The sequence below is a fragment of the Thiothrix litoralis genome, assembly GCF_017901135.1.
Lineage (GTDB): Bacteria > Pseudomonadota > Gammaproteobacteria > Thiotrichales > Thiotrichaceae > Thiothrix > Thiothrix litoralis.
This window is the reverse complement of the sequence record NZ_CP072801.1, coordinates 803,292-815,493: the sequence shown is the minus strand read 5'-3', so window position 1 is coordinate 815,493 and position 12,202 is coordinate 803,292. Positions and strand designations below refer to the sequence as shown.

At 54.0% G+C, this 12,202-nt stretch carries 12 protein-coding genes and 1 tRNA gene; 3 read left to right on the top strand and 10 right to left on the bottom strand.

What is annotated here, in order from left to right:
- Positions 1-7 precede the first annotated feature (7 nt).
- Together J9253_RS03875 and J9253_RS03870 are read right to left on the bottom strand one after the other, a co-directional pair.
- The gene (locus tag J9253_RS03875) at positions 8-202 is read right to left on the bottom strand and encodes a hypothetical protein (RefSeq protein WP_210223388.1); all 195 of its coding nucleotides are present in this window, start codon (positions 200-202) and stop codon (positions 8-10) included.
- Positions 199-420, bottom strand: coding sequence for a hypothetical protein (locus J9253_RS03870; protein ID WP_210223387.1), 222 nt, complete (start codon positions 418-420; stop codon positions 199-201). Before J9253_RS03870 ends, J9253_RS03875 begins: the two co-directional genes overlap by 4 nt.
- A 179-nt stretch (positions 421-599) precedes the next feature.
- Between J9253_RS03870 and J9253_RS03865 the strand changes: the two genes are divergently transcribed.
- Positions 600-1,970, top strand: a complete 1,371-nt coding sequence (locus J9253_RS03865) for an ISNCY family transposase (protein WP_210222466.1) — start codon at positions 600-602, stop codon at positions 1,968-1,970.
- Between the two features lie 75 nt (positions 1,971-2,045).
- Here the strand turns inward: J9253_RS03865 and J9253_RS03860 are convergent, their stop codons facing one another.
- Entirely contained in the window at positions 2,046-3,266 is a 1,221-nt protein-coding gene (locus tag J9253_RS03860; RefSeq protein WP_210223386.1) for an RNA-guided endonuclease InsQ/TnpB family protein, read from the bottom strand.
- A gap of 173 nt (positions 3,267-3,439) precedes the next feature.
- Between J9253_RS03860 and J9253_RS03855 the strand changes: the two genes are divergently transcribed.
- Positions 3,440-4,913 (top strand): ISNCY family transposase gene (locus tag J9253_RS03855; protein ID WP_228291401.1). Its coding sequence is split into 2 segments (ribosomal slippage): positions 3,440-3,903 and positions 3,902-4,913, totalling 1,476 coding nucleotides; the frame shifts between segments, so codons are not numbered across the junction.
- Positions 4,914-5,236: 323 nt separating this feature from the next.
- A complete protein-coding gene (gene vapC, locus J9253_RS03850) occupies positions 5,237-5,611 on the top strand; it encodes a type II toxin-antitoxin system tRNA(fMet)-specific endonuclease VapC (RefSeq protein ID WP_210223385.1) in 375 nt (124 codons plus the stop codon).
- Here vapC and tilS read toward each other — a convergent pair.
- The 7 genes from tilS to J9253_RS03815 all read right to left on the bottom strand — a co-directional run bounded on the left by tilS (position 5,546) and on the right by J9253_RS03815 (position 12,171).
- The gene (gene tilS, locus J9253_RS03845) at positions 5,546-6,832 is read right to left on the bottom strand and encodes a tRNA lysidine(34) synthetase TilS (RefSeq protein WP_210223384.1); all 1,287 of its coding nucleotides are present in this window, start codon (positions 6,830-6,832) and stop codon (positions 5,546-5,548) included. The genes vapC and tilS overlap by 66 nt on opposite strands.
- Before the next feature lie 9 nt (positions 6,833-6,841).
- Positions 6,842-7,795, bottom strand: coding sequence for an acetyl-CoA carboxylase carboxyltransferase subunit alpha (locus tag J9253_RS03840; protein ID WP_028487855.1), 954 nt, complete (start codon positions 7,793-7,795; stop codon positions 6,842-6,844).
- A 71-nt stretch (positions 7,796-7,866) separates the two neighbouring features.
- Positions 7,867-8,637 (bottom strand): ferredoxin--NADP reductase, encoded by a 771-nt coding sequence (locus J9253_RS03835; RefSeq protein ID WP_210223383.1) that lies wholly within the window; start codon positions 8,635-8,637, stop codon positions 7,867-7,869.
- Positions 8,606-10,240 carry an NAD(P)/FAD-dependent oxidoreductase gene (locus J9253_RS03830; RefSeq protein ID WP_210223382.1) on the bottom strand — a complete coding sequence of 545 codons (1,635 nt, stop codon included), beginning with the start codon at positions 10,238-10,240 and terminating at the stop codon, positions 8,606-8,608. The genes J9253_RS03835 and J9253_RS03830 overlap by 32 nt, the downstream gene beginning before the upstream one ends.
- A gap of 79 nt (positions 10,241-10,319) precedes the next feature.
- A tRNA-Ser gene (locus tag J9253_RS03825) sits at positions 10,320-10,410 on the bottom strand.
- A 53-nt stretch (positions 10,411-10,463) separates the two neighbouring features.
- On the bottom strand, positions 10,464-10,664 hold the full coding sequence (csrA, locus tag J9253_RS03820) for a carbon storage regulator CsrA (protein WP_210223381.1): 201 nt from the start codon (positions 10,662-10,664) through the stop codon (positions 10,464-10,466).
- Positions 10,665-10,938: 274 nt separating this feature from the next.
- Entirely contained in the window at positions 10,939-12,171 is a 1,233-nt protein-coding gene (locus J9253_RS03815) for an aspartate kinase (protein WP_210223380.1), read from the bottom strand.
- Positions 12,172-12,202: the final 31 nt, after the last annotated feature.

Below are 12,202 nucleotides of genomic sequence, written 5' to 3'. Positions count from 1 at the left end.
AATTACTCTATAACAGTGGATTTACACCATCCACCCAACAAGCGCCCAACTTCTTCCAGCAAGCGGCTGGCATGTTCAAAGCGGCGCGTGTCCAGTAGCGTTCGGTGACAACAAAACGTTGGGTGCGGGGGAATTTGACGGTTTGGGGGATCAGCCAGCGGATGAAATCATAGCTTTTGGCAAATAACGGGGATTCTTTCATGCAGCTTTGCGCACCGCTGAAGAGGGCGTATGCAATACGCCCCTACGTGAACCTCCCTCTGTAGGGGCGTATTGCATACGCCCTCTTCCCGCCGTTCTGAGCGGAACGGGCTTAGCAAACAGGCTACGACGCTTGCCCTTCGCGGCTTTTTGCCAAGCTGCGTACAGATTGCTGAATTCCAGCAATTGTGGGTACAAATTGTCGAATACTTTTGCCATACATTTTGCGCGTCGCCGCTACGCGGCGTTCTTTGCGTAACTTCACCATTATCTCACTTATTCTAGCAGCCTGCCAAGCTGAACGTTTTAGTATCAGCAATTCTCATTTTGCCCCTCACCCAATAAAATGGCGTAAACTAAACCTATCCCATTGAGATCTGTTCCGGGAGGTGAAGTCGATGAGCTACCCAACCGTTACTGCTGCTGCGCTAACCGCACCGCTCACTTTTGCGGGTATCGTGGAGCAATTGCGCGATACATTCCGCGCCTTCCCCGACTGCCGCAAACCCGGCAATAATACCCGCTATACCTTGGAGGATACGGGTTTGAGTGCTTTTTCGGTGTTTTTCATGCAGTGTGCGTCCTTTCTGGAATACCAGCGGCGCATGGTGGAGAACCAAGAGCGGAGTAATGCACAGACGTTGTTCGGTGTTCATGCCATTCCCTGCGACAATCAAATTCGCCATTTGCTGGATAGCGTGCCGCCGTCAGCCGTTGCGCCTGCTTACCGTTATCTTTTCAATGGGTTGCAACAGAATGGTTATTTGGATAAGTGGCGGGTGCATGACTACGGTTATTTGTTGGCACTGGATGGGACACAGCATTTTTCGTCATCCCACATCCATTGTGAGCAGTGTTTGACGAAGACGCATCACAACGGGACAGTCACCTACTCACACCAAGTGCTGACCCCGATTTTAACAGCACCCGATAAACCACAGGTGATCCCGTTACCGCCAGAGTTCATCAGCCGCCAAGATGGGCAAACCAAGCAAGATTGTGAAATCAACGCCGCTAAACGCTGGCTGGCTCAGTGGGGCGCGGATTACATCCCGCTGGGCATCACGTTTCTGGGGGATGATTTGTATTGTCACCAGCCCTTTTGCCAAGCAGTCCTGGACGCTGGCGCACAGTTCATTTTCAACTGCAAACCCACGTCCCACACGACCTTATATGAAGAGTTGGAAGGGCTAGAGAAAATCGGCGCGATACGCACCCATCTTGTACAGCGGCGGATGGGAAAGCATTCTGTCACGGATACCTACCGTTTTGCGACGCAGATGCCCTTACGTGATGGGGACGATGCCCTGCGTGTCAACTGGTTCAGTCTCACGAGTGTGCGTGATGATGGTAAGTGCTTATACCATAAAGATTTCGCCACCTCTCACCCTATCACCACCGGCAAGGTCGTCGATCTTGTGAAGGCTGGGAGGTGTCGCTGGAAGATTGAGAACGAAAACAACAACACCCTGAAAACCAAAGGCTACCACTTTGAACACAACTTCGGGCATGGGCAGCAACACCTCGCCAACTTGTTGGCCGCATTAGTGTTATTGGCTTATCTCGTCCATACCGTGATTGACTTGATGGATGAGCGTTTCCGAACTTTACTTCAGAAAATGGGGTCACGCGAACGCTTGTTCGATGACATCAATACGCTCACGACCTTTTTGTGCTTCAAAAGTTGGACGGCTCTGCTGGATTTTATGCTCGTCGGCTTAGAGCGGCGGCATCAAGCGGATGAGATTGAGCAGTGGGTGGTAAAATGAGAATTGCTGTTTTAGTATTCAGAAGAACAGGATTGACATCCTCCCCTCCCTAAAGGAAGGGGATTCCTACTGCATTCAGCTAGATAGCTGACTGACTTCGGTGGGTTCCTGCTTCATCGAGCGGCTTAAGGCCGCATCTCCACAGGCTAACAAGCGGTATCCCCGCTCTTTGACATTGATCGCGCCGACATGATCGGCATGATCGGCATGATTTTCATAGTGGCATTTCACGCACACAAACCGTGCTTGCGTCTGGCGGTTATCTGCCGATACATGATGACATTCTGGGCATTCTTGACTGGTATAATGCGGCGGCACAGCGAACAAAATGCCGCCTTTCCATGCCATTTTGTAGTCGAGTTGCCGTCGAAATTCTCCCCAACCTTGATCGAGAATGGCTTTGTTTAAGCCAGATTTCTGGGCAACGTTCTTGCCGGGGTTTTCTGCTGTGCCTGCCGCTGACTTCGACATATTACCGACCTGCAAATCTTCGATGAACACGAGCGCGTGGTTTTGGCTGAGCGTGGTCGTCGCCTTGTGCAGGAAATCGCTGCGGGCGTTGGCGATTTGCGTGTGAATTTTTTGAACGTTGGCTTGTGCTTTTTTCCAGTTGTTGCTGAACTTTTGTTTGTGCGCCATGCGCCGTTGATATTTGGCGAGTTTCGCTTGCTTGCCCTTGAAGCTGTTACGCGATTCCATCCATGTGCCATCGGAGAGCGTCGCAAAACGCGCTATCCCAAGGTCAATACCGATAGCAGTGGTTGCGGGTGTGGCTGGCAATTCCACTTCGCGCTGGGTTTGGATGCTGACAAACCATTTGCTGCCTTTGCTGGAAACCGTGACATTGCGTAGTTCTCCCAACACATCGCGGCTATTGCGGTAGCGTATCCAGCCCAGTTTCGGCAGAAAAATTCGGCTATTGCCTGGGTCGAGCTTGATTTGTTTGGGGTCGGGGTAACGGAAACTGTCACCGCTGCCTTTGCGCTTGAAACGGGGGAAGTCGGCACGTTTGGCGAAAAAGTTTTGGTAAGCCTTGTCGAGATCTTTGAGCGCGTGTTGCAGGGGATGGACAGGGGAATCTTTCAGCCACGGGGTTTCCACACCGTTGCGCCATGCGGTCAGGTGCTTGGCCATTGCGACGTAACCGATGAATTGTTCACCCGCTTCATGATTGGCTTGCTGCAACGCTAACGCCCTGTTGTACACGAAGCGACACGATCCCGCGTAACGGCGCAGATGACGCTGCGTCTCACCATTGGGCATAAGTTCGTATTTGAAGGCTTGTAGTCGTTGCATCTTCGGAGTGTAGCTAGTGTCTGACCGGAAACCCTAAAACCCTTTTCCGATCAAGATGCTACGCCCGTTTTCCTTGCCCTAAGATTTCCCGGAAGCAGGCCAGAAAGCTGCAAAAGCGCCCAAAATAGGGCAAAATAGGGCATCCATCCGCCAAACTTCGCAGGAGACACACGATGCGTGAAGTGATCGCCCGCCAACTTCGCCTGGGTCACGCTGACATCGGCAGGCTGACCTTCAACCCACGTTCGCGGGACGACATCCCGCAGGTGTTGCAAGGGCTGCAATACATTTATGTGACAGACGAACTGCGTGAGGCGGTGTTTGCGGTGCTGGAAAAGCGGGTTCCGGCGGAGGTGGACGCCAGCCGTGGACGCCCCGGCATGGATCTGTGGAATGCGCTGGTGCTGGCGACATTGCGGGTGAACCTGAACTGGGACTATGACCGGCTGCTGGAGATGGCGAACCAGCACCGCAGCATCCGTCAGATGCTGGGGCATGGTTTCTGGGATGATGACGATGAGTACAAGCTGCAAACGGTCAAGGACAACGCCGCTCTGGTGGACGAAGCCAGCCTGCAACGCATCAACCAGTTGGTGGTGGAGGCCGGTCACAAGCTGCTAAAAAAAAGCCGCGCCGCTGAGCGCCCGTTGTGACTCCTTCGTGGTGGAAAGCAACATCCACTACCCGACCGACATCAACCTGTTGTACGACGCGGTGCGTTGTTCGGTGCGCACGGTGGCCGATTGGTGTGAAGGGCACGGCGACAGCCGCTGGCGGCAATGGCAGTACAATCTCCGCCAGGTGAAGAAAGCCTGCCGTCATGCGCAGAAGCTCAAGCACTCCAGCTCCCAAGACCCGGACAAGCAGGCCACCCGGCAACAGGCCATCCGTGACGCCCACCACACCTACCTGGGCCTGTGCGCCGCGCTGTTGTCGAAAGTGGAGGAAACGGTGGCTGACCTGCCCCTCAGCCTGCTGGACAGCCGGTCGGGCAACGACCTCCAGCGCTGGCTGGGGTACGGGTGGCATCAGGTTGACCTGGTGCGGCGGCGGGTGCTGGACGGGGAAACCATCCCCCACGGCGACAAGATCTTCTCCCTCTTCGAGGATTACAGCGAATGGCTCAGCAAGGGCAAAGCCGGTGTGCCGGTGGAGCTGGGCCTGAACGTGTGCGTGATGGAATCGGCTGACGGCTTCATCCTCCACCACCAAGTGATGCAACACTGCCCCGACAGTGAGATTGCCGTGACCATGGTTAAGCAAGCCAAAGCGCTGTTCCCCTCCCTGAGCGCGTGCAGCTTTGACAAGGGGTTCCACTCACCGGCCAACCAGCGCGAACTGGCCGAACTGCTCGACCGGGTGGTGTTGCCGAAAAAGGGCCGCTGGAGCCAGGCGGACACTGCCCGTGAAACCGACCCGGCGTTTGTCCAGGCCAGACGCCAGCACTCAGCGGTGGAATCCGGCATCAACGCACTGGAAGTCCATGGGCTGGACTATTGCCCCGACCGGGGGCTGGAACGCTTCAAGCGCTATGTGGCACTGGCGGTGGTGGGCAGGAACCTGCAAAAGGTCGGGGCCATTTTACAGGCCAGGGCGTTGGAGGCCTTGCAGAAGGATGAACGCCGACGACAGCGCCAAGCCGCCTGAACCACCCCACAACGCCGACCGATGAGGGAAAATGCCGGGAAGGCAGGGCAGCCCCTGCACCGAAGGCAAGCCTGCGCTGCCAGCCATGCCTTGAAACCCAGCGTTTTACCCTCGTGCTTGCCAGAAGGTGGCGGGGAAAACGGCTGCATGGACTAAAATTGGGCACTCGTGGCGGCAGGAAGGCTTTTTCGGTCAGACACTAGCTAAAAAAGAGCGGCTTGAGTGGGTATTCTGCGTTAAACTGCGCGGATTATCAGACAAAACTACCGAACATAGGGCGGCTTCGCCACCCGCGCTATCCTCCCCGACCTGAAGGACGGGGTTTGCCGCGCAATCTGATCAAAAACCGCCCAGCGCACGTTGCCGAGCGTTTCCGCACTCTAAAAATGGAACAACTCTGTATATCTGTAATCACATACGCAGAACTGCTATACGGTGTGGAACGCTCATCCTCAGAACGGGTCAATCGCCCCATTATCGAAAATTTCGTCGCGCATTTGGATGTATTGGATTGGGATAAAGAGGCAGCCGATCACTATTCCCGCGTTCGCACCCAATTGGAACGAAGTGGCACACCCATCGGCGGTATGGATATGCAAATCGGCAGCCATGCCCTCAGTCAAGGCATGATTCTAGTCACCAACAATACGCGGCACTTTGAACGGATTATCGGCCTGAAACTCGAAACTTGGGTGTAAGCCGATCAACAGCTCCCCCACAAACACCAACGGCAAGCGCTCCCGCTCCCACGGTGGAACACCCCATTCCTGAAACAGATGCTTAAGCGCATGATGCCCACCCCGCTGCGACAGATACACGCTTTCACCACCTTGCCGAAAGCGCACCGTCACGGTTTCAGGATACCCCGACTCCGCCACCAAAGTACGCCCCAACGAGGCAATAAATAACGGCTCGCGGGTATTCCACACCAATACCTGCTTCGGGTCGTGCACCGACAATGGCGGCATAGCATACACATCATCGCGGTAACGGCGGATTTCGCAGCCTTCCCACTGTACGCAAGGCGTCGCGTCCGGGCGGCAGTGCAACACGTCATGCAGCACTTGCAGCAACTTTTTTTCTTCCGGCAAACGGAAACCGCGCTGTGCCAGCCATTCTCGCAGCAAGGCTTTTTGCATCACGGCATCCTCTGCCAGCAACTGGCTAACCGACAAAGTACCGGGCTTACTGCCGTGCATACTCGGCAGTTTTTCGCGCAAAAAGCCTTCCAGTAACTGACGGTTTTCCCCCTGCAAACGCGCTGCCCGCGCTAACGTTTTACCCAGTGCAGGCCAACGCTGTTCGAGCACGGGTACCACCTGATGGCGCAGGAAATTGCGGTCGAAACGGCTGTCCTGATTGCTGGGGTCATCAATGACATTCAGCTTATGCTGTTTGGCATACGCGCTCAGTTCCGCACGACTACAAGCCAACAAGGGTCGCCCCAATACACCTTGCGCAAACGGGCGGATCTCCGGCATTGCCGCCAGCCCATCCACCCCACTGCCGCGTACCAGATGCAGCAACAAGGTTTCAGCCTGATCATTCTGGTGATGCGCGGTCAGCACGATTTCACCGGGCTGCAAGTGCTGGCTGAAGGCTGCATAACGCGCAGTCCGCGCCACCGCTTCCAGACTTGCCCCCGCCGGAATCACCAGTTGCAAGGTTTCACTATGCAGGGGAATCCCAAGTGCCGTACACACCGCACGGCAATGTTCCGCCCACGCAGCCGACACTGCCTGCAAACCATGATCAATGTGCAGGGCGCGAAAACACAGGTGGGGATATTGCCCGCGCAGACTAGCGCAAGCATGAAGTAATACGTGCGAATCCACCCCGCCACTGAAACCTATCAGGTATTCCGTGGCAGGGTGTTGCTGGAAAAAGCGTAACAGGTGATCCGTCGGGGCGCATGACATACGCCCTCCTTACTCCTCGAACTGCCCGAATGCCATAATGCGCTGGTAACGTTTGTCGAGCAGCTTGTCGATATTCGTGGCATTCAGGGTGCGCAGATTGGTTTCCAGTGCCTCGCCAATGTGTTGGGCAGCGGCTTCCATGTCACGGTGCGCACCCCCCAATGGCTCAGGAATAATCTGCTCAATCAGGCCAAGCGATTTGAGACGGTCGGCAGTAATGCCCATCGCATCTGCCGCATCTGCCGCTTTTTCAGCACTTTTCCAGAGGATTGAAGCGCAACCTTCTGGGGAAATAACCGAGTAAGTGGCATATTGCAACATCATCACGCGGTCGCCGACACCAATCGCCAACGCGCCACCGGAGCCACCTTCGCCTACTACCGTGCAAATGATCGGGGTACGCAATTTCGCCATTTCGTAAAGATTACGGGCGATGGCTTCGCTTTGACCGCGCTCTTCCGCACCAATGCCGGGGTATGCGCCCGGTGTGTCGATGAACGTGATCACCGGCAGGTGGAATTTTTCGGCCATGTGCATCAAGCGCAAAGCTTTGCGGTAGCCTTCCGGACGCGGCATTCCGAAATTGCGTTTGATGTTTTCGTTGGTGTCACGGCCTTTTTGATGACCGATCACCATCACCGCTTGACCGCGAAAACGTGCCATACCACCGATAATGGCTTTGTCATCAGCAAAGGCACGGTCGCCATGCAGCTCCTTGAAATCCGTAAACAAATAGCGGATCAAGTCGAGCGTGTACGGACGTTTAGGGTGACGCGCAAGCTGGGAAATCTGACGGGGTGTCAGTTTGGAAAAAATGGAGCGGGTCAGCGAAGCGGCTTTTTCTTCCAGCTTGCCAATTTCTTCGCTCAAGTTAATTTCCGCGTCACCCACGTAACGCAGTTCTTCAATTTTCGCCTGTAACTCGGCGATAGGCTGTTCGAAATCAAGAAATTCCGGGTTCATATTCGTTGCTTGTCCGTCACCCATACAATAGAAGCGGCTGATTTTACAGTGCTTGCCAACAGATTACGACTCTAAAAATACTGTTCCGTGGTGATATGACCCGGCTTGTGACGCAAATGACGTTGCATCCCGCGTTTTGCTAGTAATTCTTTCATGTCATTCAGCATATTGTGGTTGCCGCACAGCATAACGTGCGTGTCTTCCGCACTGATGTGAGTGCCTGCGGCCTGTTCAAGTGCACCGGATTCAAGGTTGGTGGTAATACGCCCTTCCAAGCCTTCCGGGTTAGCTTCGCGGGTGACGCAAGAGATGAAATGGAACTGTTGCGGGTGCTCGGCCAGCAAGCCTTGAATCAAGTCGGGATACGCCAGTTCGTTGACCAACGGCACGCCATGCACCAGCACGATTTTCTGGAAACGTTCCCACGGCTGGGCAGTTTTGAGGATCGAGAGGTAGGGGCCAAGGCCGGTTCCCGTGGCAATCATCCACAAATTAGGCACTTTAGGGATTTCATCCAGCACAAAAAAGCCTTTGGCTGGCTGAGAAATTTCCAGACTATCGCCCGCCTGCAAGCCAGCCAGAGCGTTGGAAAGTTTGCCATTGGGAACGATATTGTAGAAAACTTCCAGCACCGCCTCCTCAGGCGCATTGATCAGGGAATAGGATTTTGCCACCAGCTCGGTATTACCATCCGTGGTGATGGGCAAGCGCAAGGTCACAAACTGTCCGGCGATGAACGGCAAAGGCTCGGTTTTAATGCGTAAGGTTAGCAGGCGCTCGGTCCAACGCTGATTGCTTAATACCTCAGCGTTATGCCAGCTTGTGCGGATAATTCCGGTCATGATTTGCCTCCGTTAATTGGGTAGCCAATGCCTCGGCGACGCGAATGCCATCCACGCCTGCCGAGAGAATACCCCCAGCATACCCCGCGCCTTCGCCAGCCGGAAAAAGCCCTTTAACGTTTAGGCTTTGCAGGTCTTCGCCACGAGTGATACGCAACGGTGAGGAGGTGCGGGTTTCCACCCCAGTCAACACGGCATCATACATCGAGAAACCTTTGATTTGACGCTCAAAAGCAGGCAGTGCTTCACGGATGGCTTCAATCGCATATTTCGGTAGGCTGGTCGCCAGATCGGTGAGGTGTACGCCGGGTTGGTAGGAAGGTTCCACCGAACCCAGTTGCGTTGACGCAATGCCTTTGATGAAATCGCCCACTAACTGCCCCGGCGCTTCGTAATTGCCGCCGCCGAGTTCGTAAGCACGCGATTCCCATTGACGCTGGAATTCGATGCCCGCTAGCGGATTACCGGGGTAATCTTTCGGGGTGATGCCGACCACAATCCCTGCATTGGCATTACGTTCGGCGCGGGAATATTGGCTCATACCATTGGTGACCACCCGCCCCGGCTCGGAAGCCGCCGCCACAACTTGCCCGCCCGGACACATGCAGAAACTGTACACATCGCGTCCATTTTTGGCGTGGTGTACCAGCTTGTAATCTGCCGCGCCCAGCAATTCATTGCCCGCATGTTTGCCGAAACGCGCCTGATCAATCAGGGTTTGTGGGTGTTCAATGCGGAAACCGAGCGAAAATGGCTTCTGTTCCATGAACACACCGCGCTCATGCAGCATCTGGAACGTATCCCGCGCACTGTGCCCCAGCGCGAGAATAACGTGATCGGTGCGGATTTGTTCACCCGTTGCCAACATCACCCCACGTAGATGCCCATCTTCGATCAGCACATCGGTTACTTGCTGCTGGAAACGGATTTCGCCACCCAGTGCTTCGATCTGGGCACGCATATTTTCCACCATTTTGACCAGACGGAAAGTACCGATGTGCGGCTTGCTAACGTAGAGGATTTCTTCTGGCGCACCGGCTTTGACGAATTCAGTCAGCACCTTGCGCCCGTAATGCTTAGGATCTTTGATCTGGCTGTAGAGCTTGCCGTCGGAAAAAGTACCGGCGCCACCTTCACCAAATTGCACGTTGGATTCGGGGTTTAGCTGGTTTTTGCGCCATAGCCCCCAAGTATCCTTGGTGCGTTCGCGGACTTTTTTACCACGTTCCAGAATGATTGGGCGGAAACCCATTTGTGCCAGTACCAAGCCTGCCATTAACCCACACGGGCCAAAACCCACGATCACCGGACGCAAATCGGGTGCTTCTTGCAGATGTGCGACAAAACGGTAAGTAGTATCGGGGGCAAGCTTGATGTGCGGGTCAGCAGAGAATGTCACCAGAAGCGCCACCTCATCCTGCACCGTCACGTCAATGGTGTAGACCAACACGATGGCATCGCGCTTGCGGGCATCGTAACCCCGTTTGAATACGTTAAAATCCAGCAACTCAGCAATCGTAATGCCTAAGCGTTCCGCAATGGCAGTAGATAGGGAATCGGCAGGGTATTCTAGGGGTAGACGCAAGTCGGTAATACGTATCATGGGGCTTGATCAGTAAAATGGCATAAAGTAATACAAAAAAGCCCTCACAGAACTTAACCTGTCAGGGCTTTTTAAAATATGGCGGAGAGTGAGGGATTCGAACCCTCGATGGGCTTTTGACCCATACTCCCTTAGCAGGGGAGCGCCTTCGGCCACTCGGCCAACTCTCCAAATCTTCAATGAAGGCGCGAAGGATACCTTCAAAAAGGTCTAACGTAAAGCTCTAATTTATATTTTCTTCGATAGCAACCGCTTCAATTTGTTCATGACGGATGCGTTCAAAGATTTCTTCGCGGTGTACGGCAACATCTTTAGGTGCATTAATACCTAAACGTACCTGATTGCCTTTAACCCCTAATACCGTAACGCTGATATTATCCCCAATCATGAGAGTTTCTCCCACCCTCCGTGTCAGAATCAACATATCGCATAATCTCCATATTGCTGCATTTATGTGCCCAAAAGCCCCGTGATACCCCTAAAGCATCACCGATAGTTGTTGGTAGCACCAACAATCCCATATCAGCACTTAACTGAGGCTTAACTATTCAACCAGCAGTGGTATTTTTACCAATGTATGATTTACACAACAAGCATTAAAAAAGCCACCTAACCCCTTCATGTTTAGACAAAAAAAACCCACTGCACAAAACTGTCACAGTGGGTTTTTCCCCAACAATTTATTGTCGATTTCAGAATCAGGCCGTTGCTTGAGCCAAGCCAAATGCGTCGTGCAAGACACGTACCGCCAATTCCAGGTATTTCTCATCCACCACCACTGCAACTTTGATTTCAGAGGTGGAAATCATACGGATATTGATGCCTTCATCTGCTAATGTTTTAAACATTTTGCTGGCGACCCCGGCATGGGAGCGCATCCCTGCCCCGACAATCGCCACTTTGGCAATATTTTCATCACCAGTACATTGCTTTGCACCCAAGGCTTTACCGGTCTTGCAGAGGATGTCACGCGCTTTGGCGTAATCGTTCTTGTGAATCGTAAAGGTGAAATCAGTGGTCGCGTCAGAGCCAATGTTCTGCACGATCATGTCCACTTCGATATTGGCATCGGAGATCGGCCCCAGAATCTGGTAAGCCACACCGGGGCGATCAGGCACGCCCGTGACAGTCAATTGGGCTTCGTCGCGGTTAAACGCAATACCACGGACGGATACTTCTTCCATTACATCTTCCTCACGAGTGACCAGCGTGCTGTTGCCTTGATCAAATTCATCAAAACTGGATAGCACGCGGATAGGCATATCATATTTGTAGGCAAATTCGACCGAACGAATTTGCAGCACTTTGGAACCTTGGCTAGCCATTTCCAACATTTCTTCCAGCGTCAGGCGCGGGATGTGGCGGGCTTTAGGTTCAACACGTGGGTCGGTGGTATACACGCCGTCCACATCGGTGTAAATCTGGCATTCGTCTGCTTTGAGAGCAACCGCCAGCGCCACACCAGTGGTATCGGAACCGCCGCGCCCTAAGGTCGTAATGCTGCCATCTGCCGTCACACCCTGAAAACCGGCTACGACCACGACTTTGCCTGCCGCCAGATCCTTGCGGATGGGTTCAGCATCAATATCACGGATACGTGCCTTGGTGTGCGCCTCATCCGTCAGGATGCGAACCTGCGCCCCAGTGTAGGAACGGGCTGGCTGACCTTGCTTTTCTAGCGCCATCGCCAACAGGCCAATCGTGACTTGTTCGCCCGTGGAGAGAATCGCGTCTTTTTCGCGCTCGGAACCTTGTGGATTGACGGCATTGATCAGCGCCACCAGTTTATTGGTTTCGCCCGACATCGCGGAAACCACCACGATGACATCATTGCCCTTTTGTCGCCAGCGAATCACCCGCTCTGCCACCGCCGCGATGCGTTCGGGTGAGCCTACGGATGTGCCGCCGTATTTCTGTACGATCAGTGCCATTGTTTACTGTTTACCTTCAAAACACTTCAAA

What these genes read in the sequence shown, in the direction of transcription:
- J9253_RS03875 (WP_210223388.1), bottom strand. Translation starts at nt 202, where the DNA reads ATGAAAGAATCCCCGTTATTTGCCAAAAGCTATGATTTCATCCGCTGG.
- J9253_RS03870 (WP_210223387.1), bottom strand. Translation starts at nt 420, where the DNA reads ATGGCAAAAGTATTCGACAATTTGTACCCACAATTGCTGGAATTCAGC.
- J9253_RS03865 (WP_210222466.1), top strand. Translation starts at nt 600, where the DNA reads ATGAGCTACCCAACCGTTACTGCTGCTGCGCTAACCGCACCGCTCACT.
- J9253_RS03860 (WP_210223386.1), bottom strand. Translation starts at nt 3,266, where the DNA reads ATGCAACGACTACAAGCCTTCAAATACGAACTTATGCCCAATGGTGAG.
- tilS (WP_210223384.1), bottom strand. Translation starts at nt 6,832, where the DNA reads ATGTCATGCGCCCCGACGGATCACCTGTTACGCTTTTTCCAGCAACAC.
- J9253_RS03840 (WP_028487855.1), bottom strand. Translation starts at nt 7,795, where the DNA reads ATGAACCCGGAATTTCTTGATTTCGAACAGCCTATCGCCGAGTTACAG.
- J9253_RS03835 (WP_210223383.1), bottom strand. Translation starts at nt 8,637, where the DNA reads ATGACCGGAATTATCCGCACAAGCTGGCATAACGCTGAGGTATTAAGC.
- J9253_RS03830 (WP_210223382.1), bottom strand. Translation starts at nt 10,240, where the DNA reads ATGATACGTATTACCGACTTGCGTCTACCCCTAGAATACCCTGCCGAT.
- csrA (WP_210223381.1), bottom strand. Translation starts at nt 10,664, where the DNA reads ATGTTGATTCTGACACGGAGGGTGGGAGAAACTCTCATGATTGGGGAT.
- J9253_RS03815 (WP_210223380.1), bottom strand. Translation starts at nt 12,171, where the DNA reads ATGGCACTGATCGTACAGAAATACGGCGGCACATCCGTAGGCTCACCC.